The organism is Paenibacillus sp. oral taxon 786 str. D14, from assembly GCF_000159955.1.
Lineage (GTDB): Bacteria > Bacillota > Bacilli > Paenibacillales > Paenibacillaceae > Fontibacillus > Fontibacillus phoenicis.
Genome location: NZ_GG695972.1, coordinates 76535 through 98239 on the forward strand (window position 1 = coordinate 76535; position 21705 = coordinate 98239).

At 53.7% G+C, this 21705-nt stretch carries 14 protein-coding genes and 1 pseudogene; 5 read left to right on the plus strand and 10 right to left on the minus strand.

Annotated elements, in window-relative coordinates:
- Positions 1 to 104 precede the first annotated feature (104 nt).
- A complete protein-coding gene (locus POTG_RS05520; protein ID WP_009223826.1) occupies positions 105 to 2072 on the minus strand; it encodes a fructose-specific PTS transporter subunit EIIC in 1968 nt (655 codons plus the stop codon).
- A gap of 118 nt (positions 2073 to 2190) precedes the next feature.
- The gene (locus POTG_RS05525; RefSeq protein ID WP_009223827.1) at positions 2191 to 4143 is read right to left on the minus strand and encodes a BglG family transcription antiterminator; all 1953 of its coding nucleotides are present in this window, start codon (positions 4141 to 4143) and stop codon (positions 2191 to 2193) included.
- A gap of 142 nt (positions 4144 to 4285) precedes the next feature.
- Here POTG_RS05525 and POTG_RS05530 point away from each other — a divergent pair, with 142 nt between their 5' ends.
- Positions 4286 to 5104 carry a protein-glutamine gamma-glutamyltransferase gene (locus tag POTG_RS05530; RefSeq protein ID WP_009223828.1) on the plus strand — a complete coding sequence of 273 codons (819 nt, stop codon included), beginning with the start codon at positions 4286 to 4288 and terminating at the stop codon, positions 5102 to 5104.
- 56 nt (positions 5105 to 5160) lie between these two features.
- Here the strand turns inward: POTG_RS05530 and POTG_RS22665 are convergent, their stop codons facing one another.
- Entirely contained in the window at positions 5161 to 5541 is a 381-nt protein-coding gene (locus tag POTG_RS22665; protein WP_009223829.1) for a hypothetical protein, read from the minus strand.
- 203 nt (positions 5542 to 5744) lie between these two features.
- Between POTG_RS22665 and POTG_RS05540 the strand changes: the two genes are divergently transcribed.
- Positions 5745 to 6446 carry an SDR family NAD(P)-dependent oxidoreductase gene (locus POTG_RS05540; RefSeq protein ID WP_009223830.1) on the plus strand — a complete coding sequence of 234 codons (702 nt, stop codon included), beginning with the start codon at positions 5745 to 5747 and terminating at the stop codon, positions 6444 to 6446.
- 91 nt (positions 6447 to 6537) lie between these two features.
- Here POTG_RS05540 and POTG_RS05545 read toward each other — a convergent pair whose 3' ends face one another.
- The 7 genes from POTG_RS05545 to POTG_RS05575 form a co-directional block, all read right to left on the minus strand.
- A complete protein-coding gene (locus POTG_RS05545; RefSeq protein WP_009223831.1) occupies positions 6538 to 7620 on the minus strand; it encodes a Gfo/Idh/MocA family protein in 1083 nt (360 codons plus the stop codon).
- A 21-nt stretch (positions 7621 to 7641) separates the two neighbouring features.
- Positions 7642 to 8793, minus strand: a complete 1152-nt coding sequence (locus POTG_RS05550) for a Gfo/Idh/MocA family protein (RefSeq protein WP_009223832.1) — start codon at positions 8791 to 8793, stop codon at positions 7642 to 7644.
- Between the two features lie 76 nt (positions 8794 to 8869).
- Positions 8870 to 10495 (minus strand): extracellular solute-binding protein, encoded by a 1626-nt coding sequence (locus POTG_RS05555; RefSeq protein WP_009223833.1) that lies wholly within the window; start codon positions 10493 to 10495, stop codon positions 8870 to 8872.
- Between the two features lie 100 nt (positions 10496 to 10595).
- A complete protein-coding gene (locus POTG_RS05560) occupies positions 10596 to 11468 on the minus strand; it encodes a carbohydrate ABC transporter permease (protein WP_009223834.1) in 873 nt (290 codons plus the stop codon).
- Positions 11469 to 11485: 17 nt separating this feature from the next.
- Positions 11486 to 12433 (minus strand): ABC transporter permease, encoded by a 948-nt coding sequence (locus POTG_RS05565; protein WP_009223835.1) that lies wholly within the window; start codon positions 12431 to 12433, stop codon positions 11486 to 11488.
- Between the two features lie 248 nt (positions 12434 to 12681).
- Positions 12682 to 14289 carry an extracellular solute-binding protein gene (locus POTG_RS05570; protein WP_009223836.1) on the minus strand — a complete coding sequence of 536 codons (1608 nt, stop codon included), beginning with the start codon at positions 14287 to 14289 and terminating at the stop codon, positions 12682 to 12684.
- A 42-nt stretch (positions 14290 to 14331) separates the two neighbouring features.
- Positions 14332 to 16548: a helix-turn-helix domain-containing protein gene (locus tag POTG_RS05575; RefSeq protein ID WP_009223837.1), complete on the minus strand. Its 2217-nt coding sequence runs from the start codon at positions 16546 to 16548 to the stop codon at positions 14332 to 14334.
- A 353-nt stretch (positions 16549 to 16901) separates the two neighbouring features.
- Between POTG_RS05575 and POTG_RS05580 the strand changes: the two genes are divergently transcribed.
- The 3 genes and pseudogenes from POTG_RS05580 to POTG_RS05590 all read left to right on the plus strand — a co-directional run bounded on the left by POTG_RS05580 (position 16902) and on the right by POTG_RS05590 (position 21692).
- Positions 16902 to 19193, plus strand: a complete 2292-nt coding sequence (locus tag POTG_RS05580) for a helix-turn-helix domain-containing protein (RefSeq protein WP_036644370.1) — start codon at positions 16902 to 16904, stop codon at positions 19191 to 19193.
- A 201-nt stretch (positions 19194 to 19394) separates the two neighbouring features.
- A pseudogene (locus POTG_RS25310) lies at positions 19395 to 19820 on the plus strand (hypothetical protein); the annotation flags it as partial.
- Between the two features lie 156 nt (positions 19821 to 19976).
- Complete coding sequence (locus tag POTG_RS05590; RefSeq protein ID WP_198136165.1) at positions 19977 to 21692, plus strand: right-handed parallel beta-helix repeat-containing protein; 1716 nt, start codon at positions 19977 to 19979, stop codon at positions 21690 to 21692.
- Positions 21693 to 21705: the final 13 nt, after the last annotated feature.

Consider the following 21705-nt stretch of genomic DNA (forward strand, 5'->3'; position numbering starts at 1 on the left):
CGTTTAACAAGAAAGATATCGTCATTGCGACTGTACCTTATCATTTGCAAAAATAAGCAAATTCCCCCGAAGCCGTCGCAACGGCTCGGGGGACCTTAGTTTAATTATTGAATTTGATCCAGCAGCTGATAAGCTTCCTGTTTGGTTTTCACCTGCAGCAGCTGTTCGCGGAATGCGTCATCCATCAGCTTGCGGGACAGCATTTGCAGAATTTTTAAATGCTCATTGCCTTTGTTTTCGGCAGGGACAGCGATCATAAAGATCAACTTAGCGGGCGTTCCGTCCGCGCTGCTCCAATCCACGCCTTCCGGCTTGATCCCGAATACGACTCTTGGCTTCAGCACCGCCACCGACTTCCCGTGCGGTACGGCGACGTTCATGCCGATGCCGGTAGAGCTTTCTTGCTCGCGCTTCAGAATCGCCTGCTTGAACTCAGCAGAGGAGGTCAGCACACCTTCAGCGTTCAGCTTTGCAATCATTTCGTCGATGATCCCGTCCCGTGTTGACGCGGACAGGGAAGGCTCAATCAGATCCAAACTGATGATATCCGTCAGCTTGCGAACTGTGCTTTGAGCTTCGGCAGCCGGCACGCTTACCGGGCGGACGTTCTCCGCACGTGGCGTTTCCATGGCTGGAGCCGCCTCGTCCGCAGCGCTCGCTTCGGCGAGCTGAGGCTCGACCTGTTCTTTCTTCAGCAATTTGATCATTAAGGCCGTAACGATGGAACCCGCGATGACGGCCACGAAGAACATGAGGACATTGTCAACGGCGCCAAGTACGGCAACGATTGGACCGCCGTGAGCTACGCGGTCGCCGACGCCGCCCAGCATGGCGATGACGGAACCTGTCATCGAGCCGACCATGATGCTGGGAATAACGCGCAGTGGGTCTTGCGATGCGAACGGAATCGCACCTTCGGTGATCCCGAACAAGCCCATCGTAAAGGCGGCTTTGCCGGATTCCCGTTCGGCATTATGGAACTTGCGTTTGAACAAGAACGTTGCCAGGCCCAGACCGATCGGCGGAATACAGATCGCAACGGCGATCGGACCCATGATTTGATAGTTCCCCTCCGCGATCATCGCGGAGCCGAACATGAACGCTACCTTGTTAACCGGACCGCCCATGTCGAAGGAGATCATGGCGCCCAGAATCAAGGCCAGCAGAATCGAGCTGGCTCCTTGCATGCTGGCAAGCCAGTTGGTCAGCCATTCAAACACTTGGGCGATCGGGCCGCCAAGCAGGTAAATGAAGGCGAGACCTACGATCAGCGAAGAGAGAACCGGGATGATGATGATTGGCATGATTGGATTGATCGCTTTCGGCACCTTCCACTTCTTGATCCAAAGTGCAACGTAACCCGCCAGGAAACCGGCGATGATCCCGCCGATGAAGCCGGCGCCGGCTTCACTTCCGTAGAAGCTGCCATTGGCGGCGATGTAACCGCCGATGATCCCGGGAGCGAGACCCGGCCGGTCGGCGATACTAAACGCGATGAACCCGGCTAGCACCGGTACCATAAACGTAAAGGACGCAGATCCCAGCTTCTCGATGGTTTTCCAGAACGAGTCTTCAGGAATTTGCAGGCCGCCCGGAGTAGGTACGCCGCCGATCGAGAGAGCGATGGCGATCAAGAGACCGCCCACGACGATAAACGGAATCATATACGAGACACCGCTCATCAGGTGGCGATAAAAGGCGTTTTGCTGCTTGGCGCCGGTCTGTTTGGCCGGCGTACCTTCATTGTTATCCTGTCCTTGGTATACCGGCACTTCTCCGCGAATCATCTGTTGGATCAGCGCCTCGGGGTTCCGTATGCCTTCCTGCACACCAACAACGAGCAGCTTCTTGCCGACGAACCGGCGTTTGTCTACCGTTTTGTCGGCCGCGATGATGATGCCGTCCGCTTGGCGGATATCTTCCTCCGTGAATTCGTTTTCCACTCCGATCGAGCCTTGGGTCTCGACCTTCATGGCAATACCTAGCTTGTCGGCGGCTTTTTGCAGATTTTCCGCCGCCATGTACGTATGGGCAATCCCGTTGGGACATGAGGTAATCGCCAGTAGTTTCATGGATGTTTCCTCCTGTAATCAAAGATCGAAATCGTTTACATGACTCATCTTATCGCAAAAGGAACGGCGGAAAAAAACTTTATATTACCGGAAGTTGCGGAAAAACTGATTTTTTTCCCTATAAGCAATTGAGCAGCTCCTCGGGAGTCCGTGCCTGCACGAGCCGCTCAACGGTTGAAGGCTGTTCGCTTAGCAAGGACAGGCGCTGGAACAGTTTTTTCGTCATCTCTTGCTCCTGCGGGGCAAGCGCCAGCATAAATACGACGGACACCTTCTCTTCCTGCCATTCCAACGGCTCTTCCAGGGTGGCAACAGCGATCCGCGAGGTGCGAATCAGCTTCGGATCGCCATGGGGGATTGCGATGCCGCCGCCGATGGTCGTGGACGAGAGCCGTTCCCGCAGCAAAGCCTGATGCGCGTAATCCGGCTCAACGAACCCCTGCTTGGCGAGCTCGTTCCCTAACAGCTCGATCAGCTCGAATCGATGGCCGATGGTCAGGCGCGGGAAGATGAGCGAAGGCTGCGTGTACATGCCCAGAATCGAGCCAGCGTGTTCGGCGTGACCGGATTCTTGGTCCAACCTGCCGATGAAGTCGGCGATCTTCTGCGTTTCGCCAGTCTCCAGCAGCGGGGATACCGTGATATAGGGGACGTTCACATTCTCCAAAGGAATTGTGGAGATGATAAAGTCAACCGAATGGTGAGCCAAATACCCGGGGAGATCGGCTTTCCGAACGGAATCCAATACATGCAGTTCGGGGAACTTCCGCTCCAGCTTGCTGCGCAAGATCTGCGACATGCCCACCCCCATATGGCAGACAGTCACGATTCGCTTCCTTCCCTCAGCCGGCTGGCTCAGCCGTTCCACAGCGGCCTGAAAATGCAGCGTCAAATAAGCGACCTCCTCTTCAGGAATGGTGAAGGGGTACCCTTCACTTAACTCTCTCGTCGCATAAATCACCATATCAAACATGTAGGGATACATTCTCTTGATATCCTGCAGCATCGGGTTCGATACGGTGAGCCCGTAGCTTAACCGGTTCAACGTTGAATATAAATGAATGCGCAGCCCTTCCATCAAAGCCTCGTCTTGGCCAAAATCCATCCAGGTCAAAGCGGACATCTTCCGGACGAGCGTCTCTGCTAAACCGCGGACCTCCGCCGTTTCCGCGGATGGATCTGCTCCGGGCTCCGCCGTTTCGATCCGCGCCCGGGATCGGATCTTCCCGCCCAGAATATGAGCGGTCAGATAAGCTACTTCATCCTCCGGGAAGCGCACGGCGAAGAAGCGCTCCAGCTTCCGGATGAAGGCTCCCGTCCAGCGGAACTCCGGCTTCCCGCGGACAAAGACCTTCTCTTGCTCGGAGAAGGTAATCGGCTGTTTCAGTTTCGTTCGTCGAATCATCAGCAGCGTATGAATCAGCAGATTGTCGAACGCTTCATCCGTAAAAGCAAGCTGCGCATCAAGCTCGAGCTGCTTGAGCTCCCGAGTGACGATATCGAGCTCATGGGGAGCAAATCGATCCTTGATGAAGGCTTGGCCTGCTTCGCCGGTGAGTTGGGACAGCTTGGACAACGCCGCGCGCTTATCCCGTTCTTTCCCTTCGATCAAGACGCCGACCTTTTGCTTGGAAACGACGATCAGGTCCCATTTCGCGAGCCAATCCCGCAAAGCGTCCAAGTCTTTTTTGATCACGGTCTTACTGGTGTAGTGCTTGTCGGCCAGCTCTTGGATCGTTACCGGCTTCGTCTCCATCAAGAGCCGGTAGGCCACGGCGATCAGCCGTTCCTCCTCCGTTTCCTGTTCCTTTGGCTTGATGGACCGGGATCGGAGCAGTTCTGCGGTGATTTGGGCTTTGTCCGGCTCGGAAATGTCCAAGGCGACCCCGTATCCGGGCTTGCGGACCAGACGGGCATTTGACGATTGGGTTAAATACTGATCGATTTCATCCAGATCGTTGCGTATAGTTTTCTCCGAACAGCCAAAGTGCAAGGCAATATCCCGGATCACCAAGTGGGGCCGGGCATCGGTAAGCAGCATATGTAAAATATCCTTCTGACGGTCGTTCATCGTTTCGCGTCACCCCCTTCATATAAATTATGGGATTAGCATTTCTGGAACAGGTAGATTCGATACGGCCGGGCACCAATCCAGACATCCGCACGTACACTAACCTAGATTCACCTGAATATTGACAAGGAGGGGAATAGGTTTGATCCTACTGCCGCCACAAGATAAGAGTCAACTTGCTCAAATGACGCTGCCTCCGCTTCAAAGGGAAATCGTGCAGGCTCAAGAACGAAGCCCGGTGCCCTATCGTTACGGTTCTTTAGATGAATTGCTGTTCGAACTGGCTCTCCGCAACTCGATCGTCGATTCGGCCTTGGCGCTGAATGGAAGCGGGGCCCAATTTGCCGTCTACCGTAAATCCCGATGCAATGAGCTGTATTGGAACCGCACGGAGGAGGGAGGGTTTCGGCTAAGAAACGGAGTAGCGCCGGCGGATGCCATTCTCGACATTTACCGGAACGGTCCGCTTTATGGCTTCGAATGCTCGATGGCGATGATGATCGTGATGTATAAGGCTGTACTGGATCAGATCGGCAGTCGGGCGTTTAATACGTATTTTACCAACCTGCTTCTTTACGATTGGCAGTATGACAGTGATCTGGGTTTTCGTCAAGGAAGTTTGCGTCTGGGGCCCTATCCCGGAGATATTCTCTATTTCAAAAATCCGGACCATAATCCCGAAACCCCGGAATGGCAAGGGGAGAACGTCATTATGCTGGGCGAAGACCGCTATTATGGCCATGGCATCGGCATCCATTCTTCCGCCGGAATCATCGACGCACTTAATCGGAGAAGAATACCCGGCAGCCGGCGATCGGCGTACTTGCTTGATTTGATCATTTATCCCAATTACGATCATATACGATCCCTGCGGGGCGTGTATGCCCGGATCGGCAGCACCGTCTATCGCCGTCGCGGCTCCCACAACGAAGCGTATCACACCAATTCCAGCCAAGCCTAAGAACAACAAGGCCTCCCGCAAATTGCAGGAGGCCTTGTTGTTTTTTGCGTTTAAGTTTAGAAGAAAAACGGGAAGAAAAATCTTCTGAAGAAGAAAAACGGATACGGCTGGCGGATAAAGCGGCGGAAGCGGCGCGGATAGCCGTAACCGTAACCAAAGCCACCGTAGGGAGGGTAACCGCCATAAGGGGAACCGAACGCGCGATCATCCATATCTCCCACCGGAACGAGCAGGTACACGTGGTCGTCGTCCATTCCGTCGATGATCCCTTCATACATTCTGCCGTCGTTGCCTTCCATTTGCATGAGGTGGTGATGATATTTTTTACACATTTCCATCATTTGTTTCTTGTGATTGTATCCCATCGGCTCTTGGCTCGTCGGGCTTACTTGGCTTGGCGTACCGCCGTAAGGTGAATACATATTAGGCATTTCCATCCATTCCTCCTTTGTTCTTGCTGCAGTATATTCGCGGAGATGGGCATTTGTGCCGCAGGTTCGTGTCCTTCATTTTGCTAGTGATCTGCTTTGTACCGGAATGCGCGCGAATATGCTAAGATGGGGATGCATTGGACCATGGACTCATCAGCACTTAGAAATGTAAACGGATTCATAGCAACCAAAGGAGGCAAGGTTGAACGATGAAACTGATCGTAACAGGAGCGGGGAAGGGACTTGGATTGGAAATCGTCGGGGAAGCATTGCGGCGCGGCCATGAGGTGGCTGCCGGCATGCGCTCGCTGGATACGAACGTGGAAGCGTTGAAGGCACGGCAGGAGGGGGCGCCAGGGAAGCTGACGCTGCTTGAGCTGGATGTCGACGAGGAAGATTCGATTGCTCAAGCGAAGGAGGCCATGGCTGCCAGATGGGGAACGGTGGACGCGCTGATCAACAACGCGGGGATCTTGCTGGCACGGGAGCAGCCGATCGAGCGATTGGGATTCGCGGCGGTGGAGAATACGTTCCGCACCAATCTGTACGGCCCGATGAAGATGGTGAAGCATTTCCTGCCGCTGCTGAAAGAGAGTGATCGGCCCTTGATTCTGAACGTATCCTCGGAGGCCGGATGTTTTGCCGGGGCATATGGCGGCGATTATCCGTATGCGTTGTCCAAGGCCGCACTCAACTATTTTACCGCTCAGCTGCGCAAGGAGCTGGTGCCGCAGGGGTTCAGCGTGTACGCCATGCATCCAGGCTGGATACGGACCCCGATGGGCGGCAGTCAGGCGCCCGGCGATCCGCGGGATTCGGCGCGGGCGATTCTCGACTTGGCCGAAGGGAAGCTGGACGCGGATACCCACGCCGTGATGATTGGTATCGACGGGAAAGCGATGCCGCTGTAATTTCAATGCGCTATAGGCCAAGAAAGGGGCTGCTCCTCCATCATCCACGATGACGGTTGGGTTAGCCCCTTCCTTGCTCCACGGGTTCTTCTTAATCCGTTTCAATCCGAATCGCTTGCGCCTGCGCCTCAATGCATAAAGCCGCCGCTTTAAAGGCATGCTTCTGTGTCATGGCAGTTTCCGTTCCGTTGAGGATATCCAAAATAAATGCGCCGAAATAAGGGTATCCCACTTTCCCGGAGCAGTCATAGTGGAATTCGCCTTCATGATTCACTAAATAGAGATGATTGCCGGAAGCTTCCCGGGCGATGTCGATGTATTTGCGAATTTCGATGTAGCCATCCGTCCCCAAGATGAGGGTGCGGCCGTCGCCCCACGTCCCCAAACCGTCGGGAGTCAGCCAATCCACCCGGAAGTAGAAGGTCGCCCCGTTATCCGCTACCAGCGTTGCATCGCCAAAGTCCTCAAATCGCGGGTATTCCTTGAACTTGTAGTTGGCCACCTTGCTATGCAGCACTTTCGCATCCTTAGCGCCTGCGTAATGCAGGAATTGCTCGATCTGATGGGACCCGATATCGCATAATATCCCGCCGTAACAGTCGGGGTCAAAGAACCATTCCGGCCGGGCCTTGGGATTAGCGCGATGCGGCCCTGTGCCAATGACCTGGACGACCCGCCCGATGGCGCCTTCCTCGATTAGCTGGCCGGCAAACACAGCGCTCTCAACATGCAGGCGTTCCCCGTAATAGATCCCCCATTTAAGACCGGTCTGTTCCGTTTTCCGTCGCGCCTGTTCGACCTGCTCCAACGTCGTAAACGCCGGTTTATCCGCAAAATAATGCTTGCCGTGCTCCATCGCCCGAAGCCCGAGTGCGCATCGTTCCGAAGGAATACAGGCTGCGGCGATCAACCGGATCTGCGGATCCTCCCAAATCTCCTCCTCGGACGCCGCTGCCTTCGCTTGCGGAAACGTATCGACAAACCGCTTCACCTTTTCCGGATCCGGGTCATACACCGCGGCGAGCTCCGCCCCGGCCTCGATCAACCCGTTGCACATTCCGTAGATATGCCCATGATCCAATCCGATCGCCGCAAAGCGAAATTCGCCTGTTCCAACTACCGGATTGGGTTTTCCTTTCGGCGCATAATTCATGCCATCTTGCTTCTTCGTCATGGCGTCTGCCCCTTTCGTGAATTAGCTGTTGCCCCCCGAGGTGATCGTATTGTCGCTGAAGTTTTCGATGCTGGTCTTCTTCTCGTAAAAATAAGTCGCGTTCTGCAATATCCCTTGCCGTGTATAAAAGGGACTATCCGGACCCAACGGCAGTTTCACCGTCTGGCCGGTACTTGCGGATTGGTAAATCGCCGTAATCAGCTCCAGCGTTCTGCGGCCTTGAATGCCATCCACCAGCACGGGTGTCCCATGCTCAATCGCATTCAGCACGTCTTGAATTTGGCCGCGATGACCTTCATACCGAAGCTCAGGTTGCTCATCGTAAGCCTGCTGAATCTTCGCTTCCAGCTCTACGTCCGGCTCAGGGAATCCGTTTGGCTTGGAAACAGAAGCCGCTACTTTCCACGGTGCAGACACACGCGCGTGCTTCCCCTGGAAAATTAACTGCTGCTCCTGGCCGTGATGCACAACGGAGCTGGTGAGCTGGGCCAGCGCCCCGTTGTCGTAGCGGGCGATGGCGATCGAGATGTCCTCCACCTCGGCATTGTCATGGGAGGTGTTGCTCATCACTGCAGTGACCTCCGCCGGCATGCCGTTCATCCATTGAAAAATATCGATATGGTGCACCGCATGGTTCAGCGTGCAGCCGCCGCCTTCCTTCTCCCAGGTGCCTCGCCACCACAGATCATAGTAACAGTGGCCTCTCCACCAATAAGAGTCGACTTGCGCGTGCACGATCGGCCCCATCAGCTTCGTGTCCAACACCTTCTTCAGCTTCATCATAGGGGTCGTGAACCGGTTCTGGGCCACGACGGATAATATTTTTCCGCTCTGCTCCGCGGCTTCGTTCATCCGATCGCATTCCTCCAGCGAGGAGGCCATCGGCTTCTCGACAATCACATGCTTGCCCGCGTTCAAAAAAGCGATCGCCGTCTCCGCGTGAGTATACGGCGGGGTGCACACGGAGACCAGGTCGATGTCGCTGCGCTGGAGCAATTCGGAATAGTTGGCATAGATGTCCGCATCCAACTGAAACTCCTCCGCCCTTTGCCGAGCTTTCTCCGGATAAATATCGCAGATCGCCACGATCCGGCACCGCTCCGGGAATTGCAAATACGCTTGAATATGGGCCGGGGATATCGCACCGGCTCCGATCACTGCTACATGGATCACTCGGGTTCCCTCCTTAGCTTGGATGTGAATCGGGCCTCTCCGAAGAACAACTCCGAAAGGCCCGATCCGTTATCTGTTACTTCTTGTAAAACTCGTCGTAAGCCGCCTGTTTCCCTTCCATGACAGCTTTGCCGCCCATGGCCATGTATTCCTCGACCTTCTGGTCATAGACCTTGTCGAATTGATCCGGTTTGGCCGTGACGATCTTCGCGAGCATTTCTTTTTCGAAATCCTCCAGAATTTTGGCATATTTGATCTCGGCATCCACCGCGATATCTACGCGAGGCAGGGTATACCCGTCATTCGTTCCGACTTGGATGCTCTTGACGGTGAAATCTTTGAAGTCGGGATCGAAGGCGTTGGCGGCAATGTTCTTGTTTGGATCCTCGGTGGAAATGTATTTGCCGTTCAGGATGATGCAGTAATCGTAATAGTTGTACAGCAGGTTCTGAGCTTCCGGCGTATTCAGCAGCACCGGCAGCCCGTCTTCGCTCATTTCGTACGAGACGCCTTCCTCGCCGTTTTGCAGCACGAGAATGTTGCTCGGGTCAGCCATCCAGTTCAAATATTTCACAGCCGCCTCTGCGTTTTTGCTTGTTGCCGGAACCATGATGTATGCGCCAATCGGGTCATACACCGGCTTTGGATGCTTCCCGTCCGGGGTAGAGAACGGATCGATCGCCTCCAGTACCGCGTCCGGATTGTTCGCTTTCAGGTTGGCATAGTACCCGTTATAGACCGGCTCATTCGTGTTCGGCGTGCCTGCCCCGGCAATGCTGTTCACAACCTGTTGGGCAAAAGCTTGGCTGAAGTCGTCGCTGAGCGCGAAGTCCGGATCGATCAGTCCTTCATTGTACATCTGGTTGAGCAGCCGGTAACCGTCCTTACTCCCCGGTTGCAGCCATCTCGGAACCGAGTACAGATCTCTATCCGTGATTTCATCCCATTTCCAGAAGGAATTGACCAACGGCATCATATGGAACACGTCGATGTAGCTGTAGGGGATGACCTTGCCACCCGTCTTGCCGGGATCCTTCTCTTTAAAAGCACGCATGGCATTCACAAATTCCTCCGTCGTTTGCGGAAGCGGAAGGTTCAGTTGATCGAGCCAGTCCTTGCGAATGAAGGTCGTGCTTTGGGCTTGAATCACGCGCAGTGCCGGGATGACGTATTGCTTCCCGTCAAATACGCCGTAGGGCAGGGAAGGCTCCAGCACCTTCTTCAAATTGGGGCCGTATTGATCGATGAGCGGTCCCAGGTCGGTTAAGCCTCCGCTTTTTACATAGTTTTGCACGGTAGGCTTGCTGTACGTGAACACAATGTCCGGAGCAGAGCCTGAGGCCATCAGGACGTTCAGCTTATCGACCTCTTCGGCGCGCGGCACCGTCACGAATTCAACGTCGATGTTGTTCGGGTCGCCAAAGCTTTTCTGGATATACTGGGTCATGAAGTTATCCGTAATTGGCGGTTCCCCAGCCGGCGTATTGTTCCGGTCAAACAGCTCCACCTTTAAGGTAATGCGTTCCCCCTTCGGTGCGGATTCCTTGGCATTGTTCGTAGCTGTGGTGTTCCCGCCGCTGTCCTTTCCGTTTCCGCTGGATGAGCTGTTGCTTCCTCCGCCGCCGCAGCCCGCCAAAGCGAAGCTTGCGGCCATGACCAGCGCCACTAAGGCGAACATCGAGGAGCGAAATGGTTTGCGCATGGTGTTGCCTCCCTTTTGATTTGGTTTAAATATAGTGACCTTCGGTATCGAGACCGAAGAGCAGCTATCAACATCGGGCTGCTTCCCGCCAGGCTAGGGCCTATCCTTTAATGGCCCCCTGCAGCATGCCGGAAATGAAATATTTCTGCAGCCAGGGGTAGACCAGCAAAATCGGCACGGTAGCAAACATAATGCTGGCTGACTGAATGCCTTGGGGAATCGGCGTCGCGGCGTTAAAGCCTTCCTGCGCCGTGGCATCGTTCACCTGGCTGTTGATGACCATCTGATAAAGTTTGAGCTGGAGCGGGTACAAATTTTTATCGTTGATGTAAAACAAAGCGTCCTGAAACATGTTCCAACGGTCCACGGCCGAATAAAGCCCGATGGTCGCAAGGATCGGCAACTGAAGCGGCAGCACGACCTGGAGCAGAAAGCGGAAATGGCCGCAGCCATCCATCCAGGCTGAATCCTCCAGCTCATGAGGAACGCCGGAGAAGGAAGTTCTCATAATGATCAGCAGGAACGCATTAATCATCAGGGGCAAAATGAGCGACAGTGGCGAATTGAGCAGGCCCAGCTCTTTGATCAGCAAGTAATTGGGGATAATCCCCGGGTTAAAAAACATCGTGACGATGATGAGCCCAAACATCACGTTCCGGCCTCTGAAGTTTCTGCGGCTTAACGCATACGCGGCCATAATGGTCATCACCAAAGCGACCGCGGTATAGACGACGACCAGAATCACCGTCAGCAACAGGGACCGCATCATGGAGATGTCCCCGAATACGGCGGAATAGGAATGGAAGTTCCAGTCGACCGGCCACAGGAACACCTCCCCGGACATAATGGCCCGGTTGCCGCTGAAGGATAAGGCAAAGATATGGATCATCGGCACGACGCAAAACAAGGCAAATAAACCGATGACCACGATGACGATCGTATCGATCACTTTATCAACCGGATTCCGGATCACGTGAGCTCCCTCCTTGGCTAGAAGATGCCTTGCTGGTTTACTTTTCGGGATATGAGTTCGGCCGTGAGCAGCAGAATCAGCCCGATGACCGATTGGAACAATCCCACGGCGGTTGCCAGCGCGAATTGCGCTGATTGAATGCCCACCGTGTACACATAGGTGCTGATCACCTGAGCGACATCCATGACGTAGCCGTTCTGCAGGGCATACGGCTGCTCGAAGCTGATATCCGCCATATGGCCGATTTGGATAATAAACAGCACCACGATCGTGGGCTTAATCCCGGGAAGCGTAATATGCCAGATTCGTCGCAGCCGACTGGCCCCATCTACTTCAGCGGCTTCATACAGCTCTTTATTGATGCTTGTAAGCGCTGCCAAATAAAGGATCGTTCCCCAGCCCGCATAGTGCCAAACCCCGGCTCCTGTGTAGGTCAGAATCCAAAGCACCGTGTCCTCGAGGAACGGAATCGGCCGGCCGCCGAGGCTCTTGATCAACTCGTTGACACTGCCCGTATTGGTCGCGAGTAATTGAAGCACCATCCCGCCGACAATGACCCAAGAGATGAAGTGGGGTAGATACAGCAAGGTTTGGCTTACGCGTTTGTACCAATGGACCCGCAGCTCGTTCAGCATAATCGCCAGGATGATCGGAACCGGGAACGTCAGCAGAGAGAAGACGTTTAACATCAAGGTGTTGCGCAGCGCCTTATAGAACTGCGGCATCCCAAAGATCTCGCGAAATACGTCCCATCCGACCCACTCGCTGGCCCAGATCCCCTGAAAAATGTTGTAGTCCTTGAAAGCAACTACGACGCCCGCCATTGGAATGTACTTAAATACGATAAAGAACGTCATCGGCAAGAGCATCAGCAGATACAATGGCCATTGCCGCTTGAAGGCCGCCATGCTGTTCCGTCGTTTAACGGGGAGCGGGGCACGGGCCTGCCTGACTTCCGTTTGCATCGGCATCCTCCTTTCGGGTGGTAAGTTCATGGCTTGGTTGCTGCTTACTATACAACAGGGGCGGATGGCAGGAAATTCTCCTTTTTTGGGGGCTTCTTCTCTTTTTCCTGCGGGGGTTTTCACCTTTTTTATATGACTATCCTTTGTTTATTCAGGGGGGGCGGAAGGAGGGTTAAGCGCCTAAAAAAATCATCCCAGAAAGGGATAACCCCTCTCTGGGATGATTGGATTTCTAAAGTGGCAGCAGCTTATGGTGTTCCGCCGTTTTGCATTTGATACGCTCGATGCTTCTCCTCGCGAACTTGCTGTCCGCCCATGGCGAGATACTCTGCGACCTCCTCGTCGTAAACGGTATCAAAGGCTTGCGGAGACGCCGTAATGACCTTTACGAAAATTTCGTCGTTCTTCTCATTTAAAGCAGCGGCATACCGAATTTCGGAAGGCAAAATCGCATGAATGCGCGGGGTTTCGATCCCGTCATTCATTCCGTACTCCACGCTCTTGCGCGTAAACTCTTCAAAGCGTTTGTTGGTCGCATTCGCTTTTAGATTCAAGCGTTCGTCCTGGCTGCTGACATATTTTCCATTTAAAATGATGCAGTAGTCAAAAAAATTAAATAACAATCGATTTACATCCTCGTTCTCCAGGGTTACCGGCACACCGTCCTCCATCCGGTAGGTCACGCCCTCCACGCCGTTCTGCAGCGTGATAATGTTCTCCGGCTGCGCCATCCAATTCAAATATTTAATCGCTGCTTCGGCGTTTTTGCTCGTTTTCGGAACCATGATGTACATGCCCGTGTTTTCCAGGATCGGCTTCCACTTCTTGCCGCTGGCGCTTGTGAAGGGATCGATTGGCGTTAGGATGGCATCGGGGTCGTTCTTTAACAGTTCAGCCAGATATCCCATATAAACCGGCTCATTCGTATTGGGGGATGCGGCTCCAACCCGGCCGTTCACCAGATCCTTCTGAAATTGCTGGGCGAATCGGTCCAAATGAAAATCGGGATCAATCAGCCCCTCGTGATACAGGCGGTTCAGGAACCGGAACGCCTCCTTGTTCCCGGGCATCGTCCAACCCGGCTCGGCGTATAAGTCCTCCTCGGTGATCTGGTCCCAATCCCAGAACGAGTATTGCAGCGGGGCGGTATGGTAATAATCGATTTGACCGTAAGGATAGATGACCTCTCCGGTCTTTTGCAACCGATTCTTTTTAAACATTTGGAGCGCCTGGTAAAACTCCTCCGTCGTCTCCGGCAGGGAGAGTCCGGCCTCCCGGAGCCAATCCTCCCGGATCAAGGTCGTCGTTCGGGCCGTCAACACCCGCCTTGCGGGAATTGCAAACTGTGTTCCTTGCCTCCGCCCATAACTCAACACCTCTTCCCCGAGGAGCTCCTTCAACCTTGAACCGTATTGGTCCAACAGAGGCGACAAATCGGTTAATTTCCCTTGGGTGTAGAAATTGTAGACGGTAGGCAGGTCATAGGTGAACACGATATCCGGCGCTTGATTTGCGGCCATTAACACCTGCAGCCTCCGGACTTCTTCCGCCCGGGGGACGGTGACAAATTCGATCTTGATCCGCTCCGGATTTCCGAAATGCTCCTGAATGTACTGCGTCATCGTATTATCGGTAATTGTGGGGGCGCCGATCGGTTTGTTGCTTCGCTCAAACAGCTCAATGCGAAGCGTTGTCCAGCCGTCATGATTGGCAGTGAATCCGTCCGAATCAAAATTTGGGAGATGGCCGTCAGCCCAGCCCAACCGATCCGTATCCCCAAATCCGCTGCAGCCTGTCAGGACGCACAGAATAGCGATGACCGCCAGCTTCGATAACCACGACCTCAAAAGGGGCATGCGAACTCTCCTTCCTCGTTGGGAACACAGATTATAGATCTTTTACGTTGCACGGTACATATTGCGGTATTCCCCCGGCGGAATGTCCTGAAATTTCTTGAATGCGCGGTAGAAGGAATTCACGTTCTGATAACCGCTGTTGATCGCCACCGACTGGATCGAATCCTCCGTTTCCAGCAGGAGTTGCTTGGCTTGCTGCATCCGAACCTTCAAGACATAATCCACAAATTTCTCCCCAATTTCCTCTTTGAAAATAACGCTTAGCGCACTGGGCTGAAGGTTCAAATAATCGCTGACCTGAACCAAGGAGAGACCCGGATCGGTGAAATGCGCATCGATGTAATGTTTGGCCTGCATCGCCAAGCTATGATGCCTACGGGCTTGCCGGTCTTCCTCCACGCAGGCTTCGAACTGATTCATGAGGCTCATGAACTGTTCTTGAAATTCTGCCAGCGTCTCCGCCGTTTCGGTCAGGCTGGCGAACCGGTCTTGATAATCGCTTTTCCAGCGCGTTTGAATAGGGGAGGACATGGCCAATACAGCCTGTTCCATCCGTTTAAGGAACGCCTGTGCAAACTCCGCCATATCCCGCTTGCGAAACCGCATTTTACTAAGTTCACCAAAGACTTGGGTTAGTTTCTCCCGCCATTCGCTTTCATTCATGCGGAAGGACTGGGCGGCATAATCCAAAGCTTGCAGGTATGCATATCGGTCCAGATTCATAATGCCGGCGCTTTTCCGATTATCGATGATGGAATGGATGCCGAGTACCGTCTTCAGCTCCACATTCTCCACCGCGTTCCGATAGGAATCCGCGAGGGTATCAATCGAAGTCGAATCGGCCCCGATGCCGATCGTTAGTGTCAGCTCCAGATGCTGATGAATCCACTTTTTAAATTCCTCTGCATAAGTGGTGGTCGCCTGGGTATTGTGCGGATCGGCGGTGTGATGCACGACAAAGGCGATGCGATGCGGCTCCATCCAGGCATGCCAGACAAAGGCATGATGGCTTTGTCCCAGATCGCGGAAGGCGCTTTCAATAATAAACTTCAGCAAATGCTGGTCTTTGACCTTATATTTATCCGTAAACTCGGCGTATCGGTCCAATTCGGCAACCATCACGCCTAACCGGTCATAGGGGGCGGACAGATTAAACTCGGCCAGCCGTTGCTGGAATTCTTCATCCGTAAGCACGAGATGCCCGGCTAACAGATCGTGAAACAGCCGCTGCTGCCGCAGCAAGCTGTCTTCCTTGTGCAGGTTCTCGTAGTCCAGCGACCGCTTCAAGAGATGGTCCAGCGCTATTTCGATGAAGGTGAACTCATTGTTCGCTCCTTTAATGCCCAATTCCTCGCTTTTTCGGTTCGAAAACTGGCTGACCTTTTCCATAATCGATTGAATCGGCTTGTAATGGATGTGGGTGATGATCGTAAACCCGATCAGCGCCAGCAGGATCAAGGTGACCCAAATGACCATCCACGCGTTGGAGAAAAGGGCCAACCAGTTGTAGCCTTGATCATGGACCCCCTCCGAAACATAGGTCCAGCCGGTATAATCAGACTGAACTTGAATCGGGTTCATCGTCGGCGCCTTGTCCGGGGATTCCGAAGCGGCAGCGGCATCAATTAATCGAACATGGTTGTAATCGCTTTCATCAAAAGAATTAAGATATTCCATAAAAGAGCGTTGATACACGTTGACCACAAGTGCCCCGCGCATATCGTCTCCGGTATAAACAAATTTCACCAAGGAGACCACCTGCTGCGCTTCCTCTCCTTGCGGCGAATAAGCGAAAGAGCGTGGATTAAACCAGCCTGCGGATTCCTTCCTGCCGTAGTTGGCTGTCAGGAAGTCTGCATCCCCAAACGCCCGCAGCGAATAGGACCCCAAATCCGAAATGATCCGTCGTTCGGCTTCATTGTAAATGTAAATGGTGTTGGCAAAAGGCAAAGTTAAGCTTAGGTCAATCAGTTTTTTCTGCAGCAAGAAGTCACCCAATGCATCTTGTGAGGCGTTCGCGAAGTAGTCCTGAATCTCGCCGTCCATCAACACCTTGCTGACGACGTTGCGCTCGATTAGCATGAGATTCGCATCCGCGTTAAAGACGATCCGATCGAGGATCGCCTTGTTGGTTTCCAAGTATTTTCGCTCGGAAGCGTTGTTGAGGGCTAAGAAAATCACGAAGATCATGGAAGAAATGATCACGAAGAGGATCGGAGCATAGGAAAGAATCGTACGGTAATACCAGTTCATTCGCATATCCAACTCTCCTAAACCGTTTCATTTATTATAAGAGATCCCATTCATGTTGTTAATTCACAATTTATTCGAAATTCTCATTTTTTATTTGGCGCAGGTTGCACACTTCGTCGAACATTTCTGGAAACCCGCGCCGCTGCGCGGTTCTGCGAGGGACAAGCCGGGAAAATTGTACGCTCAGCTACCCAGGAGTACCTATCCAAGCGAGGCGAACCTCGATATGCTTGGATTGAAGGGGCGCTCCATGCCGCTGGACAGAATGAAATGGCTATATAGATATAATGATGAAACGAAAAAAGCGGACGGCTCGGCCGTAAATGAGAGCGCTACCAATAAAGATGGGGGGGCATCCCATGCTTCGGCATTCCCGGGTTTTCCGCAGCTTTCTGATTTCGTATGTCGCTATCCTGCTCATTCCCTGCATCGGCGGGTATATCTCGTACCGGACTTCCATCTCGGTGACGGAGTCGATCTCCATCGAGAACAGCGTCATTCAGCTGGAGAAAAGCCAAGAGCTGCTCGAGCACCGGATGGCGGAAGTAGAGGGCATGACTCGGCAGCTGGCAATCAGCCAGGAGATTAACGCCCTGATGAACGACCGAGGTACGGAGAGGGATGTGTACGGCATCTGGAAGGCGATGCGCAACGTTCTGACGTTTGGGCAAACCAACGATTTTTTGCGTAACTATTTTATATATCTGGCGAACTATAACTTAATTATCACCTCCGGATCGTCTTACCGGCCGGAGCATTATTATGAGTATTTTCATTATGATAATCTGTCGTTTGAGGAATGGGAGCAGCAGGTGTTGGGCACAACCCACCGCAGCGAAATCAAACCGCTGACTCCGTTTAGCGAACGGGACATGAAAACTTCCGTGATCACCTACATGCAATCGCTGCCTCTGGATAGTTTTAACGATACCTCACCAGCGATCGTCGTTGTATTAATAGATCAGAAGACGATTGCCGGACTGTTATCCGGTTTAACGGAACAAAGCGGCGGGTGGGTTCATATCTACGATGCGGAGGGCAATACGATCTTCCTTCAGGGGGAAACGGTACCGGATATCGCCAAGCTGCACTCTGATCCGAAGTTTGACGAGAGCAAGACGAGCCAATTTTATGGCAGCGATCTCGTGATCACGACGCGATCCGATAAGAACGGCTGGGTTTACCAAGCCGGCATCCCACGAAGCACTCTCATGGAGAAACCCAACCAGATCAAACGGATCTCCTGGATGATTACGGGCGGCGCGATGTTAATCGGATTGCTGGTGGGCTTGTTCCTGGCTTACCGGAACAGTCTCCCCATCAACCGATTAATCGGCGTGATGAAGGAGCAGTTCGGTAAGGATGACGATACGGGGCACAACGAGTTTGACTTCCTAAGCGGGAACATTGCCGGCATGATTACGAAGAACAAACTGCTGGAGGCGGAGCTTCATCGCCAGCTTCCGCTGGTGCGCGACGCTTTCCTGAAGCGGCTGATTGCCGGGGAATTTGAATCGCGGGAGGAGATCGTCTCTGCGGCGGCGCAGGCCGACATTCCGCTCCGGCAAGGCGAAGGCTATGTTGGTATTTTGCAAATCAACGGATACGCCGGCATGGATACCGTAGAGGTGCTGAATGAGCTAAACGCCGCAAGGCTGCTGATGAAGCAGGCGATCACCGAGCTTGCAGGGCCGGTGCCGATGACCGATGTGGGGTCGGACAAAATCGTACTGCTGTTCTTCTGCGAAGCGGATCAGCTGCCAGGGCCGGCGGAGGAAGAGCGGATTACCACACTGATGGAGGAGCTTGCCCAGCATGTGTTCACCGAATACAAAATCTCGATGCAAGCCGGATTTGGCGAAGCCTTTGCCAGCGTCACGGAGGTCGGCCAATCCTTCGATCAGGCGAAGCAGGCCCTGGAATATGCGGTTTACTTGAACAAGAAAGGCATCCTGTGGAGCCATGAAACGCAAAGCACAAACACGACCTACTATTACCCCCTCGATACGGAGCATCGCCTGATCAGCACGATCCGGGCCGGGGAGCTGGAAGAAGCCCAGAAGATTATCGATTCGATCATCGCGCAGAATTTGGAGCAACGCGAGCTGTCGGTGGAAATGAAAAACCAGCTCGTCGGGGAAATCAAGGGGACGTTCCTCAAGCTGCTGGATCAGAAAATCTTCCTGGAATCCCCGTTGTTCGAGAGCGTCAAGCAGCGAATCATTGACATCAGCCCTACTGTGCCGCTGGAGACGATTCAGCAGGATATCCATGGGATTATGGAAGAATTGTGCGGTTTTATCGCCAAGAAGAAGAAGGATTCACACGCCCAGCTGATCAAACAGATCTATCAGTATACAGCCGAAGCCTATGCCGACCCGGACCTGACGCTATATCGGGTTGCGGAGTACGTGGAGCGGCCGGAGAAATACATCTCCCAGCTGTTTAAAGAAGTGACCGGGGTGAATTATTCCGATCATCTGATTAAAGTGCGGATGGACCAGGCCGCATTGCTGCTGAAGGAGAGCAACTATACCGTTGACGAAATCGCCGCCCGGGTGGGGTACAACAGCTCCCACTCGTTCCGGCGGGCATTCAAACGGTTAACGGGAGTTTCGCCCAGCGCTTACAGGCAGTCCTTTCAGGATTGATCGGGATCGGCCAGACGATTCATCCATGTTAAGTCCATAACGTACAACCGCCTAGCAGCGGCCGTACCTTCCGAATGAGGAAGGGGGCGGCCGCTGTTTTTTATTTGCGGAATCGTGGCTCCCGTACCGAAGGATGTTCCCTGAAAAACGGGAGAACTGTACGCCAAAAGACGGAAGTGTACCTGTTCAACGCCGCCAAACATGCCCTATGATCGACTCGAGAAGAAAACGCTATCATCCATCAAGGCGCTTACAAAACTTATAGGGGGAATTATTCTGGAAAAACAACTTGCTTTCCAACCGGATTACGTCCCGGACGCCAAGCGCAAGGCCAGTTACTGGCGTACCGCGCGCAGAAATATCAAGAAGCACTGGCAGCTGCATTTGCTGGTCATTCCTCCCATTTTGTTTTTTCTGATTTTTAAATACTACCCGATGCTGAATGCGGTGCTGGCGTTCAAGGACTACAACGTGATCAAAGGGATCTGGGGAAGTCCGTGGGTAGGGTTCAAGCATTTCCGACTGTTTTTTGAAAATCCGCAGTTTTGGACGCTGGTGAAGAACACGATTTTTCTCAGCGGGTATCTCATCCTCGCCGGATTTCCGATTCCGATTATTCTGGCGCTGATAGGGGCGTTTTCCGGCATTTTTCTTCCAAAACAGCGATAGATGGAGAGGAGCAGATGTGTTATGTTGGGCGAAGATAGGATAACGCCAGGACTAGCTTCTGAACACATGTTGGGTACGCTCCGTTCGGAGGTACCCGTGGAGGATGAACCACCTGTGACTGTGATCTCCTTAGGTTATTATGGGGCCCGGCCGGATACGCAAGAGGATACGCAGCCAGCCATGCAGATGGCGTTGGAGGAAGCCGCGCGAACGGAAGGGCCGGTTGTGCTGGAGGTGCCTTATGGCCGATATCATTTTTACCCGCAATCGGCGATCCGAGCTCCTTATCATGTCACCAATACAGCAAGTGAAGAGGAGCATTTCGATATTACGAAAACGATCGGGATACTGCTGAAAGAACAAAAGCGGTTGACCATTAGGGGGAACGGGTCCCTGTTCTTGTTCCACGGCAAGCAGACGATGCTGTTGATCGACGGCAGCGCAAATATCGTCATCCATGACCTTCACTTTGATTACGCCGTACCGACAGTGACGGAGATGACCGTGGTGCATTGCGAGCCTGAAGCGTGTTGGATGGAGGCGGTGGTGCATCCGGATTCGAGGTATGACATTCAGGAAGGCCGGCTGGCATGGGTTGGCGAGGGCTGGCGCTTTCAGTCCGGACCCATGCAGCTATGTGACCCGGCCGAAAATACAACCTGGCGGGTGGACAACTGGCTGGAGCAGGCGACGACCTCTGCGGAGGAAGTTGGCCCTGGACGGGTAAGGTTTTATTTTGACCGCACCATCCCTGAGGGGCTGGCCCCCGGCCGCGTGGTTCAGATGCGGGATGGAATCCGCGATCAAGTGGGGGTCCTTGTCCATGAAAGTGCGGATATCACGTTCTCTGGCTGCGGGTTTCATTTTATGCATGGGCTTGGGATGGTGGGGCAATTCAGCGAAAACCTCGTTTTCGAGCGTTTGGACCTGTCGCCACGGGCCGAAAGCGGCCGGACGGTGGCCGGCTTTGCGGATTTCATCCATGTGTCGGGCTGCCGGGGGCGAGTGGCAATCCGGAATTGCCGGTTTGCCGGCGCGCATGACGATGCGATCAACGTCCACGGGACATACTTGCGAATCGTCGGCCGTCCGGCGCCCAATCAGCTGCTGGTGAGGTTTATGCATCCTCAAACGTATGGGATATCCGCCTTCCGCGCCGGAGACGAGGTCGGCTTCGTTCATGCGGATACGCTGGTGACCTATGGAAGCGGCAGGGTGAGCGACGTTCTTCGGTTAAACCCCCGCGAGCTGCTGATTACGCTGGAGCAGCCTGCCCCGAGGGAGATGAGGGCGCAAGATGTGGTCGAGAACATCACCTGGTCCCCGGAGGTGGAGATCACGGGCAACCACTTCGCCCGTATTCCGACGCGCGGGGTGCTGGCTTCCACGCGGCGGCGAACCGTAATTCGCGGCAACGTATTTGAAAGAATCCGGATGAGTGCCATTCTTGTTGCTGCTGATGCGCATTCCTGGTACGAGTCGGGCGCGGTAGAGGAGATGGTCCTCGAGGACAATCGATTGATCGATTGCGGCGGTGAAGCGCATGCGGTGATCACCATTGCGCCGGAGAATCGGGAGGTGCACCCGGAGAGATCGGTTCATCGCCGGATTGCCATCGTGAACAATCGTTTCGAATCGGTGCGCGGCTTGCTGCTGTCCGCGCGCTGCGTACAGGATTTGGTGTTTCAAGGGAACACGATATCGCTGGCGTTCTCTGGGGGAATCGACCAAGGAAGTGCTATCCGGCTGGAGGCGTGCCCGGATGCGGTGATCGCGGAGAATGTATTCCTCGGCGGTGACGAGCAGGCGAGAGAAACTAAGATCTGGTAGGGGAGGAAGAAAA

What these genes read in the sequence shown, in the direction of transcription:
- POTG_RS05520 (WP_009223826.1), bottom strand. Translation starts at nt 2,072, where the DNA reads ATGAAACTACTGGCGATTACCTCATGTCCCAACGGGATTGCCCATACG.
- POTG_RS05525 (WP_009223827.1), bottom strand. Translation starts at nt 4,143, where the DNA reads ATGAACGACCGTCAGAAGGATATTTTACATATGCTGCTTACCGATGCC.
- POTG_RS22665 (WP_009223829.1), bottom strand. Translation starts at nt 5,541, where the DNA reads ATGGAAATGCCTAATATGTATTCACCTTACGGCGGTACGCCAAGCCAA.
- POTG_RS05540 (WP_009223830.1), top strand. Translation starts at nt 5,745, where the DNA reads ATGAAACTGATCGTAACAGGAGCGGGGAAGGGACTTGGATTGGAAATC.
- POTG_RS05545 (WP_009223831.1), bottom strand. Translation starts at nt 7,620, where the DNA reads ATGACGAAGAAGCAAGATGGCATGAATTATGCGCCGAAAGGAAAACCC.
- POTG_RS05555 (WP_009223833.1), bottom strand. Translation starts at nt 10,495, where the DNA reads ATGCGCAAACCATTTCGCTCCTCGATGTTCGCCTTAGTGGCGCTGGTC.
- POTG_RS05565 (WP_009223835.1), bottom strand. Translation starts at nt 12,433, where the DNA reads ATGCAAACGGAAGTCAGGCAGGCCCGTGCCCCGCTCCCCGTTAAACGA.
- POTG_RS05570 (WP_009223836.1), bottom strand. Translation starts at nt 14,289, where the DNA reads ATGCCCCTTTTGAGGTCGTGGTTATCGAAGCTGGCGGTCATCGCTATT.
- POTG_RS05575 (WP_009223837.1), bottom strand. Translation starts at nt 16,548, where the DNA reads ATGCGAATGAACTGGTATTACCGTACGATTCTTTCCTATGCTCCGATC.
- POTG_RS05580 (WP_036644370.1), top strand. Translation starts at nt 16,902, where the DNA reads ATGCTTCGGCATTCCCGGGTTTTCCGCAGCTTTCTGATTTCGTATGTC.